This is a genomic window from Ochrobactrum quorumnocens, assembly GCF_002278035.1.
Lineage (GTDB): Bacteria > Pseudomonadota > Alphaproteobacteria > Rhizobiales > Rhizobiaceae > Brucella > Brucella quorumnocens.
The window spans coordinates 1,610,310-1,625,740 of the sequence record NZ_CP022604.1 but is presented as its reverse complement, the minus strand read 5'-3'; the positions used below and the strand labels follow the sequence as shown (position 1 = coordinate 1,625,740).

The window sequence follows — 15,431 nt, the reverse complement described above, 5'->3', positions numbered from 1 at the left end:
GCGGCGGGCGATGGAAAGGACTGGACTGGGTATGGAAAAGTTCCCTATGACCCCTCGCGGTTTCGAAAACCTCAAGGAAGAACTCCGCACGCGTCAGCAAAGTGAACGTCCGCGGATCATTGAGGCAATTGCTGAAGCGCGCGCGCACGGCGATCTTTCGGAAAACGCCGAATATCACGCTGCCAAGGAAGCCCAGAGCTTGAATGAAGGCCGTATCAATGAGCTGGAAGAGCTGGTTGGTCGTGCCGAAGTCATTGATGTAACAAAGCTTTCCGGTGACAAGATCAAGTTTGGCGCAACCGTCACATTGATCGATGAAGATACTGAGGAAGAGAAAGTCTATCAGATCGTCGGCGATCAAGAGGCCGATGTGAAGGAAGGCCGAATTTCGATTTCTTCGCCAATCGCGCGTGCACTGATCGGCAAAGGTGAAGGCGATACCATTGAGGTCAATGCACCCGGTGGTTCGCGTTCATACGAGATTCTCGGTCTCAAGTTCATTTGAGATCGTAATGCCAGATAAGAGGCCCAATAGCGGGTTTGTTCCGGTTCAAGAGGTCGAAGTCGTAGCGCCCAACTTCAAGCGCCGCCTTTCTGGTGTGACTTCGACTATTGTTCAGCTAATCCCTTTGCAGCGTGCAAAGGGATTAGGAATTGCAACGATGGGTCCCGGGCTGCCTGAAACTCTGCCGCATCTCGGCTGGGGCGCTCTTTTTTCGTTCTGGAAAAAACCTGCCAAACGGCGTTTCCGTATCTGGCATGCACGCCGGAATATCGAAATGCTTGCAGGTATTTTCATGCGCGATGTCCTGCGTATGAAGTTGCGGCTGGTGTTCACTTCAGCCGCGCAACGTCATCACAAACCCTTCACCAAGTGGCTGATCCGCCGCATGAATGCGGTGATCGCGACCAGCGGCCGTTCGGGCAGTTTTCTCGAAGTACCGCATCAGGTCATCATGCATGGCGTTGACCTTGAGCGGTTTCATCCGCCCGTTGGTAAAGAAGACCAGTTCAGCGCATCAGGTCTGCCCGGAAAATATGCCATTGGCTGTTTTGGGCGTGTGCGTCACTCCAAGGGCACGGACCTGTTTGTTGATGCGATGATTGCGCTTTTGCCGAAATATCCGGAATGGACGGCAATCATCACAGGTCGGACGACTGCCGAACATCAGCCATTTGAAGATGGTTTAAAGGCACGTATTGCTGCAGCCGGATTGCAGCATCGCATCCACATTCTCGGCGAAGTGCCGGATGTGCGCATCTGGTATCGACGTCTCACGCTCTATGTCGCGCCGTCCCGAAATGAAGGTTTCGGTCTCACCCCGTTGGAAGCCATGGCTTCAAAAACAGCCGTGGTTGCGAGCGATGCCGGTGCTTATGCCGAGATGATCGTGGAAGGTACGGGCAGTTTTGTTTCAGCTGGCGACGGTGATGCGCTGCGCGATGCAATCGAACCTTATCTGGCCGCACCTGCCTTGGCTCAACGCGATGGCGAAAATGCGCTCGCCTATGTTCGCGAAGCTTTCCCGCTTGAAAAAGAGGCTGACGCCATCAGCGCAGTCTATGAACAGGTTTTTAGTAGTTAGAATTACGTCCAAAGAAAAAGAGCGACTGCGCATGAACGCAATCGCTCTCTCATTCAATAATATTTGAGTTAGAGAATCATCAGCGGTTCGTCTTTCACAGGACGAATGGTCAGGGCTGTGCGTACCGAATCCACATTAGGAGCGGCGGTCAGCTCTTCGATAACGAAAGTCTGAAAGGTGTTGAGGTCGCGTGCGACGCAATGGAGCAAGAAATCGGACTCGCCCGATACCATCCATGCGCGGCGTACAAGCGGCCACTGCTTGGTCTTTTCGGCAAAAGCCTTGAGATCGGCGTCTGCCTGACGATGCAGACCCACTGAACAGAATGCTACGAGATCCTGCCCGAGCGCATTGCCATTCAGTATGGCGCGATAGCCACGAATGACGCCACTTTCCTCCAGCTTGCGCACACGACGCAGGCAGGGAGGGGCAGAGATACCGACACGTTCGGCTAGCTCAACATTGGTGATGCGCCCGTTATTCTGGAGCTCCCGAAGGATTTTCCAATCGATTTCGTCCAGATCAGCCTTGATCGGCATGCAAAACTCCGCGCGCAATGAAATTTCATTCAGGCGTAATTATAAAACACTCAGCGCTGCTATAGCGCAATCTAATCCTGCTCATACCAAAAGAAACGACAGGATGTAAACCGTCTAAAGCGTTGTTAGCGCATCCAGAAAGTACGTGTGAACAGGATAAATATGGTTACGAGTTCAAGACGACCGGCCAGCATGAGAAACGAAAGTACCCAAAGTGCCGGGTCGTGGATCGTTGAAAAATTACCAGCAGGCCCGATCGTATCCCCGAATCCTGGGCCTACGTTCGACAATGCGGTCAATGCGCCGGTGAAGGCCGATACGAAATCGAGACCAAGGGAAGCCAGCAAAACAGCGCCGATAATGAGCGATGCAATATAAAGAAACAGATAGAGCAATACGTTCTGAGCGATCTCGCCAGACACCTCAGAAGAACCGTACCGGATTTTTATAACTGCATGGGGCATGACAAGGCGTGCGAGATTGGCTTGTGTCAGGCTCCATAGAATGATGAGGCGGTTCATCTTGATGCCGCCAGATGTCGATCCTGCGCAGCCTCCAAGAAACGATGCGAGGAAGAAAATGCCAAGGGCTGGTGGTCCCCACAGCGAATAATCCTCGGTCGTAAAGCCAGTTGTCGTGATGACGGAGACGAAGTGAAACGATGCGGAGATGAGTGCATCGCCAAACGGAATGTTCGAACCAAGCCTTAGAACAATTGCGAGAAGGAAACTGAAGCCGATGACGAGGGCAAAAAACAGTTTTACCTGCGGATCGGCAAGTGACTCGAGCCGACGTGGCATAAATGCCTTGATATAAAGGACGAATGGTAGGGCCGAAAGCGCCATAAAAACCGTCGATACGATGAGCAGCTTCCGGTTGCCTTCGTAAAAGCCGAATGAACTATCGTGCGTCGAGAAGCCTGCCGTTGCGACTGTTGCCAGACCATGATTGATCGCGTCAAACATGCTCATGCCAACTGCGAAATACGCAATCATGCAGGCGGCTGTCAGAGTGAGATAGGCCATAACGATGCCGAGCGCGATCTGGTTCATGCGCGGCAGAATTTTTTCCGATTTGTCGGAATTTTCCATGTGAAAGAGTGCGAGGCCGCCTGCGCGCAGCGAAGGCAGCATTAATAGCGCCAAGCCGATGAAGCCGACACCACCGATCCAGCACAGAAGCGAACGCCAGAGTAGAATTCCGCGCTGCATCTCATCGAGGCCTGTCAATGCTGTGGCGCCAGTGGAGGTCACGCCTGACATGGCTTCAAAGAAAGCGGTCGCATAGCTGATCGGCAGATGCGAAAAATAAAGCGGGATCGATCCCAGAAAACTGGCTGTCAGCCACAGACATGCAGTTAGCAAAAAACCAAGGCGCGGTGTGAAGCGCGTGTTCTGGTTTTGGGTGGCAAACAGGATCAGGGCTGATAATGCACCGGTTGCTGCCGCAGAACGCACGAAAATAAGCCAGTCATCGCTGCCGTCACGCAAGTCGATTGCCGCAGGCAATAGCATTGCTACAGCCATGACGAGGCCGAAACGCGCACAGATATTAGCAACGGTCTTGTATATGGCCTTCGGCTCCAGCGATTTTGAAAGCTGCTTTGTTGTCCTGTGTTTAACGCGGGAACTTGCCAGCCGCAATGTGGGTATGCAGCATCATTGTGCTGAATGGTGACAAGCTGTGGCTAAAGCGCAGCAAATGCTGCTCCAACCTTGCAAACAGCGGATCGCAGACCTACCTTGGCCACAATATCAGGGCATTGGCAAAGCTGGGCGCGAAGGCGATTCTGGTGAGCCGAAAGCCCACGATTTAAATCGATTTTGGACCGGAGAACTATTCCCATGTCACAGCGTCATGCGCCCGTTATTGTAATCGGCTCTGGTCCGGCAGGCTATACGGCGGCGATTTATGCTGCACGCGCGATGCTCAAGCCCATTATCATTACCGGTTTGCAGCAGGGCGGCCAGTTGATGATCACGACGGATGTGGAAAACTATCCGGGCTATGCCGAGCCAGTGCAGGGGCCATGGATGATGGATCAGATGGCGACACAGGCTCAGAATGTTGGCGCTGAAATCCTTTATGACATCATCACGGAAGTTGATACGACGTCGCGGCCTTTCCGTTTGATTGGCGATTCCGGCACCGTTTATACCTGCGATGCATTGATTATCGCGACTGGCGCTCAAGCCAAGTGGCTTGGTCTTGAAAGTGAACAGACTTTCATGGGCGGTGGCGTTTCAGCTTGTGCGACCTGTGATGGCTTCTTCTATCGCGGCAAGGATGTGGTTGTGGTCGGCGGCGGCAATACAGCAGTCGAAGAAGCACTCTATCTTTCGCATATCGCCAAGAGCGTTACTGTGGTGCATCGCCGTGAAGGTTTCCGCGCTGAGAAGATTATGCAGGATCGCCTGATGTCGCGCGAAAACGTCAAGGTTATCTGGAACAGCGTTATTGATGAAATCGTCGGCACCGAAGCCAAGCCGCCAATGGGGGCAACGGTAACGGGTGTTCGTCTCAAGAATATCGTGACGGGTGAGCTGAGTGAGCATGAAACTCACGGGGTTTTCGTCGCTATTGGGCATGCACCTGCCGTTTCTTTGTTCGAGGGCAAGCTCAAGCAGAAGCCAAATGGCTATCTTTGGACCGCACCCGATTCGACCGCTACCGACGTGCCAGGCATTTTCGCCGCCGGTGACGTTACCGATGATATTTACCGGCAAGCAGTGACTGCCGCTGGTATGGGCTGCATGGCGGCGCTCGAATCCGAGCGCTGGTTAGCTGCACAGGAACCGCTGCACGAAGCTGCGGAGTAACGAGAGGGGGAGAAGGTGGTCGCACCGCTCGACTGGGACAAACTGCGCATTTTCCATGCTGCTGCGGAAGCCGGGTCCTTCACCCATGCCGCACAGACATTGCATCTGTCGCAATCAGCTATCTCGCGACAGGTCAGCGCGTTGGAGCAGGACGTTGGTGTTCCGCTATTCCATCGCCATGCCCGCGGGCTCATTTTGACGGAGCAGGGCGAAACGCTCTACCGGACGGCGCATGACGTGCTGATGAAGCTCGAAAACGTCCGCTCGAAACTGGCCGAAAGCAAGGAAAAGCCGACAGGGCGCCTGCGCGTGACGACAACAGTTGGTCTGGGTTCAGGCTGGCTGATCGAGCGTATTCAGGAATTTGTCGAGCTATACCCTGACGTGCAGCTTCAGCTCATTCTCGACAATGAAGAGCTGGATCTCACCATGCGTCATGCTGACTGCGCGATCCGTCTGCGTCAGCCACAGCAGCCTGATCTGATCCAGCGTCGTCTGTTCACTGTGCATATGCACGTCTATGCGTCGGCTGGTTATGTTTCCAAATACGGCAAGCTGAACTCGATCGATGAGATTGATCAGCATCGCGTGGTGACTTTTGGTGAACCTGCTCCGAGCTATCTCACCGGGTTGAACTGGCTGGAGATCGCTGGTCGCTCAGATGGAAGTGCGCGCATTCCAGTTCTGCAGGTTAATAATCTGCTCTCCATCCGTCGTGCCGTTCAGCGCGGTGTTGGTATCGCGGTTCTGCCTGACTATATGGCGGACAAGGAATCCGGTCTGGTGCAGCTTCTGCCCGAGCTTGAGGAAATACCGTCCTTCGATACGTTCTTCTGCTATCCGGAAGCGTTGAAAAACTCTGCCAAGCTTCATGCCTTCCGTGACTTCCTGTTCTCGAAGGCGCGTAACTGGACGTTTTGATTTTAGTTTAATGACACGAAAAGGCCGCGCTGGATCATCCAGCGCGGCTCTTTCTTTTTCGCATATGTTACTTGCGTGGCAGCAGACGCTGCACTTCCTTGGATGTATCGGCGAGAGCATCTTCCGGCGTTGCAGACTGTTCAACGACGCGCGAAAGATTATCGACGATGGTCTGCGTTACCTTAACGCCATTGGAACCCGGGAAAGCATACCAGGGGATCATCAGCGACATCTGGCTGAGACCGGCTTTAAACAGCGGATTTTCCTCGTAGAATTTGCCGAGATATTCATCCGATTTTGCCGCCAGTTCGTTGTTTGGTACATAGCCAGTGCCCGGCACGACAACCGATGCGCCATAAGGGCCGGCAGCGAATTTGGCGAATTTCCATGCCGCATTCTGCTTGACCTGATCTTCGGTCAGGATAACGACCGCATTACCACCGGTTGGCAGACGGCCCTTTTCGGCGTTGAGAAGTGGGATTTTGGCAGTGCGCATGTCGAACTTGTCACCGACATTCTTGATCGTGTTGCGCAAAGCACCAGTTGTCTGGAATGCGAAGCCGACTTTACCGGCCGCGAAAGCCTGCTCGCCAGCCGCTTTGGTCAGAACCGGCAGACCGCCTTCTTTCACCATACGATCGACAAGCTTGAATGCTGCCAGACCTTCTGGGCCGTTGAACGCGACTTTCTTTTCATCTTCTGAGAGCATCGTGCCGCCAGCGCCGAACAGAAGTGCAGAGAACATCCAGTCATCGCCCTGCCAGCGGAAATCGATGCCTTCATTGCCATCGCCAAGCGCCTTGATCTTACCGCCAAGCTCAATCACTTCGTCCCATGTGGTTGGAGGCGTGTCGGGATTGCCCCCCGCAGCCTTAACCAGATCAGCATTGTAATACATGATCGGGTTTGAGGTTGCGAAAGCCAGACCGACCTGACGGTCGCCGACACGCGCAAGGCTCAGCAGATGATCGGTGAAGCCCTGGGCTTCAAGATCCGTTTCCTTATCGACGAGCGGCTTCATATCAACGCCGATGTTGCGCTCGGCCAATACGCGCAAGCGATTCAAACCGGTGAAAGTGATGTCCGGCATTTCCGAGGTGCCAGCCTGACGCATGATGGTCTGGATGCCTTCCTCGTAAGTCGCGGAAGGACTGACGAAGTTGATTTTGATGTCCGGATTTTCTTCCATGAACTTCTTGGAGATGTCCGCCATGACATCCTTGAAGAAGCCGGGCATCGGGTAATGCACATTCAGTGTGGTGTCTGCGAAAGCAGGCGCGGTGAGGCCTGTCGCAACAACCAGAGCGGCGAGAGCGCTGGAAAGGCGTTTCATGGGTAACTCCTGTGGGACGGGGAGGGAAAATTCAGCCCTTTAGGCCAGTTAAGGTGATGCCTTCGATGAAGCGGCGCTGGGCTGCAAGGAACGCGAGGAGAAGCGGCAGCGTAATGATGAGCGTTGCCGCCATGAGTGCTCCGTAGTCGTCGCCTGCTTCTGCCGCGCGGAAGTAAAGCAGGCCGAGCGGTGGCGTAGCGCGTTCCATGCCGGTGACGACAATGAGCGGCCAAAAAAGATCGTTCCAATGCGCAACTACCGAGAAAATCGAAAAGGCTGTGATGGCCGGCCATGCGTTGGGAACAATGACCCGCATGACAATGCCAGCTTCGGACATGCCATCGAGACGGGCCGCACTGATGAGATCATCCGGCAGGGCACGGAAGAACTGCAGAAACAAGAAAATACCGAAGACCGAGATGAAGAACGGAGCGCTCAGTGCGAAATAGCTGTTGAGCACACCAAGCTTGTTGAAACCGACATAGAATGGCAGTGCGGTTGCATGGATCGGCACAAGAAGGCCAAGCATAACCAGCATCATCATGGTGCGCTGGCCGCGAAACTGTAACTTTGCCATCGCATAAGCGCAGGGAATGGCGATGACCACCTGAACGACCAGAACCAATCCACACACGACAACACCGTTAAACAGCAAAAGCCCCATTGGAACGCGTGTCAAAGCTTTGGTCAGATTGTCCCAAAGCGCCCAGTGCTGTGGAATGAGAGAGAGCGAGGACGAGAAAATGTCCTGCTGGGATTTTGCTGCCGTGGACAGCATGAAAATATAGGGTGCCAAAAACAGCAGCGCACCCAGCGACAGAATTCCGAGACGGAAAGAACGAGCCAATGTCATCCGGGGTTCCTCAATAGTGGGTCCGACGGTCCAGAACGCGGAACTGAAGCATCATCAGGACAATAAGAACGGCGAGGAAAATCACGGTCATTGCAGAGGCATAACCGACGCGCAGAAAGACGAAGCCTTCCTGATAGATAGTCCAGAGCAGCACTTCGGAGGCTTTGTTCGGGCCGCCTTCTGTGAGAGTCTTGACCGTTTCAAAGACCTTCACGGCATTGATAATGCTGATCGTTGTCACAAAAAGCGTAGTTGGTCCGAGCAAAGGCCATGTGACCAGACGAAACCGCTCCCAGCTGCTTTTCACGCCATCCACTTCGGCAGCAGAGTAGAGCTCGCGCGGGATTGCGGTGAGGCCTGCCAGAAACAGCACCATGTTAAAGCCAACGCTTTGCCACACGCCGATCATCGCAAGACTGGTCAGAACCGTGTCGCTGGAACCAAGCCAATTGGGGCCAGTGATGCCGATCAGGCCGAGCATGGCGTTGACGGGGCCGAGGGTTGGGTGCAGCAAATATTGCCACACGGTTGCCATGGCGACGAGGAGTGAGGCTACTGGCAGGAAGTAAACCGTGCGGAAGAACGACTTGCCGCGCACTTCGCTTTCGATAAGGAGTGCTACGCCAAGGCCGAGAAAGACTGAGGTAGGAGCCACAATAGCGGTGTAGACAACAGTGTTTTTGAGCGAGATCAGGAAGGTGCGGTCGCTGAAGAGTTCGGCATAATTATCAAGCCCGATAAACTCGAAACCATCATAGCCAAGCTCGAAATTGGTGAAACTCCAGAAGATCACGGCAGCGGTTGGCAGCAAGATCAGGAGTACAGTCAGAAAAATCGCAGGGGAAGCGAGTTTCCACGCAAGACGTTCTTCGCGACGGCGGGCATTTTCTGCGGCCGTACGTGCACGGCTTGCGCCCGCATGGGAAAGGGCGGCGTCAGACATGGGCTGGTGCCTTTTCGCGGGCTGCAAGCGTCACGTTGCTATCGGCGGGTTGACGCAAACGCAGGCCATCATCGCCAAACAAATAGATGCTGGTGGCGTCAAAATGCAGGCCCACCGGCATGCCGGTTATGATGTGCTTTGCGTTGGCGGGGTCGAGCTTTGCCGTCAGTTCCACTGATGTGCCGGGCGCTTTCATATAAATGAGCACTTCCGAGCCGAGAAACTCGATCCGTGAGACGGTCGCACTGATGCCGGTCTTGTCATGCGGAACGATACGGAAATGTTCAGGTCTGATGCCGATGCGGACTTGCGTGCCGAAATGGGCTGCGACGCCTTGCAGAATGGCGTGACCAGCAAAATGAACGATGCCGTTATCGCTGATCACGGCATCAAGGATATTGATCCGGGGCGTGCCAATGAATTGCGCGACTTCGATGTGTTTTGGATCGTTATAGATCGCAGTTGGAGTGTCGATCTGAAGGAGCTTGCCACCCATCATGACCGCAACGCGGTCGGCCATGCTGAGCGCTTCCGCCTGATCATGTGTAACGTAGATAGTTGGCACACCTGCACGACGATGCAACTCGACAATCTCGGCGCGGGTATGAACACGCAGATTGGCATCAAGATTGGATAGCGGTTCGTCCATAAGGAACGCACCCGGCTGGCGAACGAGGGCGCGGGCAAGAGCCACACGCTGCCGCTGACCTCCCGACATCTGACCCGGCTTTCGATCAAGCAGATGGTCAATTTTCAGGCTGGTCGCAGTCGCCCTGACCTGTTTCTGAATAAAAGCCCGCTTTTTCCTCTGGCTGGGAATAAGTGGACCAATGAGCGGCATGCGCTCCATCGTTGTCAGATCGCGCATGGCAAGCGGCACGGCAATGTTCTGTGCGGCTGTCAGGTGCGGATAAAGGGCGTATGACTGGAAGACCATCGCCATATTGCGATCGGCGGGATGTGCTGCGGTAATGTCACGCCCGGCAATGGCTATGCTGCCCTCGTCTGCGTGGTCCAGCCCGGCCAGAATGCGCAGCAATGTGCTTTTGCCGCAGCCGGAAGGACCAACGAGAGCAATGAATTCACCCTCCGCCGCTTCCAGAGAAATACCGTCAAGAATACGGTTGCTGCCATAGGATTTGCTGATGTCGCGGAGGGTGAGCGTGCTCACTGGCTGGCCTCCTCAGCAACCTTTGTGGCTTTGCCATCGCCGGTGTGGTGGGGATAGACCTCGTGCATGACATCGTCGATCACGTAAGGTTTCAGTTCTGCGATGTGGACGATTTCACTTTTTGCGATGTCATCAAGATCATGGATGACCGCACCCAGAATGCGTTCGCCGGGCAGATCGCGTTCAATCGAACCAACTGTGAATGCGGCAGCGGGTGCCCAGATATAGCTGATGCCGTCGGTCGTGCCTGCCCAAGCGCGGTGCAGATGACCGCTGGCATGAAGTTTCACATTATGAGCTGAGAAAAGATCATAAAGACGCTGGCGGGGTGCCGGGCGAATGCCCCAGTAGCCTGTGTCGCCTTCGTTCGGCGCATCGACGAAAACAGGCTTGTGTGCAAAGACTGCAACCGGCCTGCCGTCGCTGTGGTTCAGTTCAGCTTCCAGCCATTGAAACTGTTCTTCTTCCTCAGCCGAATTTGCGCCGATAATCAGGCTGTTGAGACCAATAATGCGCCAGCCGCCGAAATCCTTCGCCCAATAATCTGGGCCGAAATGAGTGCGCCAGCGCTCAAGGCGCTCAAGGTTGACGGGCTGGTGGCTGCCGGGAAGGTGGCCGATGTCGTGATTGCCCGGCAGGCTCAGAACCGGAGCGGGAAGCTCTGCAATACGGTCGCGGCAGAAAATCAGGTCAGCTTCAACATCGGCTCCATCGACGGTCAAGTCGCCGGTATGGATGATGAGGTCTGGCTTCTGCTGTTCGACCCAAGCAACCAGTGGGGACCAGTTGCTGTTGAAGTGCGACTTGGTAGGGCTGAGGTGAGTGTCTGTAATCTGAACGATCCGCAAGATGGCGCTCCTTTTTGAATAAGGGGTGCGCGCAGCACGTGCCGTTTTGGGCATTCATCGGGGATAGCTGCGGCCTTGCGAGGGCTTCTATGCCTCTTCTGTGACAGGTTCGATGCAGTGTGGTGATAGTTTCGTGACAGCCCCTGTGAATGTTGCCAGTGGAAGTGATTTGCTGTTTTTAGAGGCAGGCCAGGCTTGCATCTGCCTGCGGCTTGGGCTGTCATTATAGTGCTGATATAGAATATGGTTTCAGTGGTTAATGTATAACTGTATGAATTTATTTATGTTTTTATTGTTTTCGAGCTATGCATAAAACGCATAGCTGCATTGCCATAAAGTTGCATTGCCAAAACAATAAGCAAAGTGCATATAAAGATCATCTCAGCGCTGCGTTTCCTCCTCCCATTTTACGCAGGCTGAGTGTTCCCCTCTGGAGGTTTGCCTCAATGGCACCTTCAAAACTCAAAGCCAGACATTTGTCTGGCTTTTTTTTTGACTTTTCGCCCAGCACTTTACTTTCTCGGAAATGCAGATACGAAAAAGGGGCCTTTCGGCCCCTTCGTCATTCAATGTCTCAAGTGTTTAGCGCAAGCTTGCGCAGAAGCGCTGAATGCGTGAGCAGGCTTCTTCAAGCAGTTCATCCGAGGTCGCATAGGAAATGCGGAAGTTTGGTCCGAGACCGAAAGCCGAGCCGTGAACCACGGCAACGCCTTCTGCTTCCAGCAGTTCGCTCACGAAATCTTCGTCAGTCTCAATAACCTTGCCGGCTTCAGTCTTCTTGCCGATAAGGCCCGCGCATGACGGATAGACGTAGAACGCACCTTCAGGTGTCGGGCAGTTGATGCCCTTGGCCTGGTTGAGCATGGAGACAACCAGATCACGACGAGCCTGGAAGATTTCCTTGTTCTTCGGAATGAAGTCCTGTGTGCCGTTCAGCGCTTCAACAGCAGCCCACTGAGCGATGGAGCAGGCACCAGAGGTCTGCTGACCCTGAACCATGTCCATGGCCTTGATGAGCTGCAATGGACCTGCTGCATAGCCGATACGCCAGCCGGTCATTGCATAGGCCTTCGATACACCGTTCATGGTGAGCGTGCGATCATAAAGCGAAGGCTCGACCTGCGCAGGTGTCGTGAAGACGAAATCGCCATACACCAGATGCTCATACATATCGTCGGTCAGAATCCAGACCTGCGGATGACGCACGAGAACGTCAGTCAGGGACTTCAGTTCTGCTTCCGTATAGGCGGAACCGGTTGGGTTCGACGGCGAGTTGAAAATGAGCCACTTGGTCTTTGGCGTGATCGCCTTTTCAAGATCAGCTGCTGTCAGTTTGAAGTTATCTTCCTGACGCGTGTTGACGAAAACAGGCGTGCCACCGTTGATGGCAACCATTTCCGGGTAGCTTACCCAGTATGGAGCAGGGACGATAACTTCATCGCCAGGGTTCAGTGTAGCCATGAAAGCGTTGAACAGAATCTGCTTGCCACCAGTGCCGACGATGACCTGCTCAGGCTTATAGTCGAGGCCATTTTCGCGCTTGAACTTGGCGACGATAGCCTGACGCAACTCAGGGATACCAGCAACAGGGGTGTACTTGGTTTCGCCGCGATTGATCGCGTCGATGGCCGCTTGCTTGATATTGTCTGGTGTGTCGAAATCGGGTTCTCCCGCTCCGAGACCAATCACGTCCTTGCCCTTGGCTTTCAGTTCGCGTGCTTTCTGGCTGACCGCGATGGTCGCAGATGGCTTTACACGAGAAAGGGCGTCGGCGAGAAATGCCATGATAGATCTCCATAGATGGCAGGATCAGATAACCGGCACCGGGCACGGTCCGGTTTTGCGGACTTTCTATGTCGCATTGGCGCACGAATCGCAACAAAAGCTTTGCAGTTTCGCAATAAATTCGGGTTTCTCGCGAGAATGTGTTGCTGAAAAGTTCTGATCCATCAATGCCGCGAACATATTGTTTCAATGAAACTGATTGGACAGGCTGCACGGATGCAAAGATGTTATACCAGCACAGGAGAAGCAGATGCTCACAATCTATTCACAGCCAGATTCCGGAAATTGCTATAAGCCACGGCTTTTGCTTGCGAAACTCGGCAAGCCGTTCAAGCATGTCACTGTGTCTTCCCTCGACGGTTCGACGCGAATGCCCGAATATCTGGCGAAAAACCCCAATGGCAAAGTTCCGCTGCTCGAGCTGGAAGACGGTCGCTTCCTTGCCGAATCGAATGCCATTCTTCTCCATCTAGCAGAGGGAACGCCCTATCTGCCGAAAGACGCTTATGAGCGGGCGTTAGTTTATCAATGGCTGTTCTTCGAACAATATAGCCATGAACCTTATGTCGCTGTGCGCCGCGCCTTGATGGTCTATCCAGAGCGGGCGCATGACGCGACGCCTGAACGTCTCGCATCAACACTTGTTGGTGGCGAAAAAGCCCTTGGTGTTATGGAAGAGCAGCTGAACAAGACACCATTTCTCGTTGGCGACAGCCTGACTGTCGCCGACATCGCGCTTTATGCCTATACGCATGAGGCGCATCGAGGTGGTTTCAACATGGAGCGATATCCGGCTGTAAATGCATGGCTTGCCCGCGTTGCTGCGGATGAGGGGCATGTATCGCTGGACTGGTTGCCATAAGGGTTTTAGAGCGGTTCCAGTTAAGATTGAACCTTTGGAGCCGCTCTAGGCTCCAAACCCAATTAAACATTTGATCAAATTACTTCTTCATGATTCACTCTCCTGATAACGGGAGTTTTGGAGCATGGCAGGAGAATTCTGGCTTGATGATCGGCAATGGGCAGTGATCGCTCCTTTGCTTCCAACGAACCAACCCGGCGCGCATCGAACTGACGACCGCCGGGTGATTAGCGGCATCATCCATGTGCTGCGCACTGGCTGTCGGTGGCAGGATTGCCCCGCTGTCTACGGTCCCTCGACAACCATCTACAATCGTTTCCATCGTTGGTCTGCCAAAGGCATATGGCGGCAACTATTCGAAGCACTGGTGCAGACGACCAATCGCGACATTCACATGATCGACAGCACCACCGCAAAGGCGCACCGATCTGCTGCTGGCGGAAAAGGGGGGCGGAAGCTCAAGCCATCGGTCGATCGCGAGGCGGCAGATCGACAAAAATACATGCTGTTGTCGATGGTTGTGGCCGCCCAGTCGCACTGAGAATAACCCCTGGGCAGCGCGGTGACGCTCCCATTGCCATCCCACTGCTTGAGCCACTGCCGCCAAGCAACCTGTGCGCTGCCGATACGGCTTACGATAGCAACGCGTTACGCGATTTTCTCAAAGCTCGCGGCACTGAACCGGTCATTCCAAATAATCCGACCCGTAAGCGGATCAAACCTTTCAACCCAATTGCCTACCGCCGCCGAAACATCATCGAACGCACCTTTTGCCGCCTCAAGGACTGGAGGAGGGTCGCGACACGATATGACAAGCTCATGCTGAACTTTACAGCCACATGCTATATCGCTGCCATCGTCACATGGTGGCTCAATTGAGTCTGGACCCTAGAGCGTGTCGCGTTTAATCGCACCCATGGTGCTCGCTCTAGATTCTTGTAATTTCCGCATGTTCGCGAACGTTAAATGAATCCATTTAACTGCGACATGCTTTAGCTATTTGTTTTACGTATTATCCAAAGCAAAACCGCTTCACACTTTCGCTGGAAATGCTCTAATCCGCCATGAGGTCTAGCAAGCTTCGCGTGGCCATGATTTTAAAGGCCGCTATCAACGCATCGCATTCGTTTTCCGAGACCTCGACGGCGATGCGCATGGTGGTTTCGCCAAAATGCATCAGCAGGAAAGCGGTTTCGTCCAACTGTGCCGACTCTCTAGCGGGAACAATCCTACGGATCGTATCTGCGAGCAACTTGCCGTTCTGTCGACTCTCGGCGATCTCCAGCTTTGACAATATTTTATCGGTCTGCGTGGCCGACCATATGTCGCGCATTGCGGGTTCCAGCCGCATCAACGCCAGATATTCGTCAATCAATGCATTGAATGCCACGATCAGTTCGTCGACCGAACTCGCCGCTGCAAGGCCGTCTTCGATGCACTGACGGGACTGCGCATTACAGCTTTCAAACAGATAGCGGATCAGCGCGCTTTTATCAGGAAAATACTGATAGAGCGCACCGATCGAAATGCCTGCCTGCTGTGCAATCTCGCTCATCTTGAGACTGTCGCTGCCTTTGGCGGCGATCAGCGCAGTGGCGCATTCTGCTATGCGCCGGATTTTTTCCTGTGCGCGGCTTTGACTAGGAGTGCGGCGCAGGATGGCCGCGCCCATAACTTCTGTTTCCGTGCCTGAATTCTGCTTCATGACCGACTCACATTCTCGTCTTGACAGAATATGAGGATTACTCACATATTGTAAATATGAGAGTTA

At 53.9% G+C, this 15,431-nt stretch carries 14 protein-coding genes and 2 pseudogenes; 6 read left to right on the top strand and 10 right to left on the bottom strand.

What is annotated here, in order from left to right:
* Positions 1-31: 31 nt before the first annotated feature.
* Both greA and CES85_RS17420 read left to right on the top strand, forming a co-directional pair.
* Entirely contained in the window at positions 32-505 is a 474-nt protein-coding gene (gene greA, locus CES85_RS17425; RefSeq protein ID WP_095447078.1) for a transcription elongation factor GreA, read from the top strand.
* A 7-nt stretch (positions 506-512) separates the two neighbouring features.
* On the top strand, positions 513-1,586 hold the full coding sequence (locus CES85_RS17420) for a glycosyltransferase family 4 protein (RefSeq protein WP_095447077.1): 1,074 nt from the start codon (positions 513-515) through the stop codon (positions 1,584-1,586).
* Between the two features lie 68 nt (positions 1,587-1,654).
* Here CES85_RS17420 and CES85_RS17415 read toward each other — a convergent pair whose 3' ends face one another.
* Both CES85_RS17415 and CES85_RS17410 read right to left on the bottom strand, forming a co-directional pair.
* Complete coding sequence (locus CES85_RS17415; protein ID WP_095447076.1) at positions 1,655-2,125, bottom strand: Lrp/AsnC family transcriptional regulator; 471 nt, start codon at positions 2,123-2,125, stop codon at positions 1,655-1,657.
* Positions 2,126-2,250: 125 nt separating this feature from the next.
* Positions 2,251-3,651 carry a TrkH family potassium uptake protein gene (locus CES85_RS17410; protein WP_095447937.1) on the bottom strand — a complete coding sequence of 467 codons (1,401 nt, stop codon included), beginning with the start codon at positions 3,649-3,651 and terminating at the stop codon, positions 2,251-2,253.
* A 318-nt stretch (positions 3,652-3,969) separates the two neighbouring features.
* Between CES85_RS17410 and trxB the strand changes: the two genes are divergently transcribed.
* Both trxB and CES85_RS17400 read left to right on the top strand, forming a co-directional pair.
* Positions 3,970-4,944, top strand: coding sequence for a thioredoxin-disulfide reductase (trxB, locus tag CES85_RS17405; RefSeq protein ID WP_095447075.1), 975 nt, complete (start codon positions 3,970-3,972; stop codon positions 4,942-4,944).
* Positions 4,945-4,959: 15 nt separating this feature from the next.
* Positions 4,960-5,865: a LysR family transcriptional regulator gene (locus CES85_RS17400; RefSeq protein WP_024899462.1), complete on the top strand. Its 906-nt coding sequence runs from the start codon at positions 4,960-4,962 to the stop codon at positions 5,863-5,865.
* A gap of 67 nt (positions 5,866-5,932) precedes the next feature.
* On the opposite strand, the gene CES85_RS17395 is transcribed toward CES85_RS17400, so the two are convergent.
* The 7 genes and pseudogenes from CES85_RS17395 to CES85_RS17365 form a co-directional block, all read right to left on the bottom strand.
* Complete coding sequence (locus tag CES85_RS17395) at positions 5,933-7,198, bottom strand: ABC transporter substrate-binding protein (RefSeq protein ID WP_095447074.1); 1,266 nt, start codon at positions 7,196-7,198, stop codon at positions 5,933-5,935.
* Positions 7,199-7,229: 31 nt separating this feature from the next.
* Positions 7,230-8,051 (bottom strand): carbohydrate ABC transporter permease, encoded by an 822-nt coding sequence (locus CES85_RS17390; RefSeq protein WP_095447073.1) that lies wholly within the window; start codon positions 8,049-8,051, stop codon positions 7,230-7,232.
* A 10-nt stretch (positions 8,052-8,061) separates the two neighbouring features.
* Positions 8,062-8,994, bottom strand: coding sequence for a carbohydrate ABC transporter permease (locus CES85_RS17385; RefSeq protein ID WP_095447072.1), 933 nt, complete (start codon positions 8,992-8,994; stop codon positions 8,062-8,064).
* Positions 8,987-10,165, bottom strand: a complete 1,179-nt coding sequence (locus tag CES85_RS17380; protein WP_095447071.1) for an ABC transporter ATP-binding protein — start codon at positions 10,163-10,165, stop codon at positions 8,987-8,989. Before CES85_RS17380 ends, CES85_RS17385 begins: the two co-directional genes overlap by 8 nt.
* Positions 10,162-11,013 (bottom strand): metallophosphoesterase family protein, encoded by an 852-nt coding sequence (locus tag CES85_RS17375; protein WP_095447936.1) that lies wholly within the window; start codon positions 11,011-11,013, stop codon positions 10,162-10,164. Before CES85_RS17375 ends, CES85_RS17380 begins: the two co-directional genes overlap by 4 nt.
* A gap of 376 nt (positions 11,014-11,389) precedes the next feature.
* Positions 11,390-11,579, bottom strand: a pseudogene (locus CES85_RS27830) (hypothetical protein).
* 16 nt (positions 11,580-11,595) lie between these two features.
* Positions 11,596-12,798 carry a pyridoxal phosphate-dependent aminotransferase gene (locus CES85_RS17365; RefSeq protein ID WP_094577703.1) on the bottom strand — a complete coding sequence of 401 codons (1,203 nt, stop codon included), beginning with the start codon at positions 12,796-12,798 and terminating at the stop codon, positions 11,596-11,598.
* Positions 12,799-13,048: 250 nt separating this feature from the next.
* Here CES85_RS17365 and CES85_RS17360 point away from each other — a divergent pair, with 250 nt between their 5' ends.
* Both CES85_RS17360 and CES85_RS17355 read left to right on the top strand, forming a co-directional pair.
* Complete coding sequence (locus tag CES85_RS17360) at positions 13,049-13,660, top strand: glutathione S-transferase family protein (protein WP_095447070.1); 612 nt, start codon at positions 13,049-13,051, stop codon at positions 13,658-13,660.
* Between the two features lie 124 nt (positions 13,661-13,784).
* Positions 13,785-14,470 (top strand): annotated as a pseudogene (locus CES85_RS17355) (IS5 family transposase); the annotation flags it as partial.
* Between the two features lie 244 nt (positions 14,471-14,714).
* On the opposite strand, the gene CES85_RS17350 reads toward CES85_RS17355, so the two are convergent.
* The gene (locus CES85_RS17350) at positions 14,715-15,332 is read right to left on the bottom strand and encodes a TetR/AcrR family transcriptional regulator (protein ID WP_244923262.1); all 618 of its coding nucleotides are present in this window, start codon (positions 15,330-15,332) and stop codon (positions 14,715-14,717) included.
* Positions 15,333-15,431 lie beyond the last annotated feature (99 nt).

What these genes read in the sequence shown, in the direction of transcription:
- greA (WP_095447078.1), top strand. Translation starts at nt 32, where the DNA reads ATGGAAAAGTTCCCTATGACCCCTCGCGGTTTCGAAAACCTCAAGGAA.
- CES85_RS17420 (WP_095447077.1), top strand. Translation starts at nt 513, where the DNA reads ATGCCAGATAAGAGGCCCAATAGCGGGTTTGTTCCGGTTCAAGAGGTC.
- CES85_RS17415 (WP_095447076.1), bottom strand. Translation starts at nt 2,125, where the DNA reads ATGCCGATCAAGGCTGATCTGGACGAAATCGATTGGAAAATCCTTCGG.
- CES85_RS17410 (WP_095447937.1), bottom strand. Translation starts at nt 3,651, where the DNA reads ATGGCTGTAGCAATGCTATTGCCTGCGGCAATCGACTTGCGTGACGGC.
- trxB (WP_095447075.1), top strand. Translation starts at nt 3,970, where the DNA reads ATGTCACAGCGTCATGCGCCCGTTATTGTAATCGGCTCTGGTCCGGCA.
- CES85_RS17395 (WP_095447074.1), bottom strand. Translation starts at nt 7,198, where the DNA reads ATGAAACGCCTTTCCAGCGCTCTCGCCGCTCTGGTTGTTGCGACAGGC.
- CES85_RS17390 (WP_095447073.1), bottom strand. Translation starts at nt 8,051, where the DNA reads ATGACATTGGCTCGTTCTTTCCGTCTCGGAATTCTGTCGCTGGGTGCG.
- CES85_RS17385 (WP_095447072.1), bottom strand. Translation starts at nt 8,994, where the DNA reads ATGTCTGACGCCGCCCTTTCCCATGCGGGCGCAAGCCGTGCACGTACG.
- CES85_RS17365 (WP_094577703.1), bottom strand. Translation starts at nt 12,798, where the DNA reads ATGGCATTTCTCGCCGACGCCCTTTCTCGTGTAAAGCCATCTGCGACC.
- CES85_RS17360 (WP_095447070.1), top strand. Translation starts at nt 13,049, where the DNA reads ATGCTCACAATCTATTCACAGCCAGATTCCGGAAATTGCTATAAGCCA.
- CES85_RS17350 (WP_244923262.1), bottom strand. Translation starts at nt 15,332, where the DNA reads ATGGGCGCGGCCATCCTGCGCCGCACTCCTAGTCAAAGCCGCGCACAG.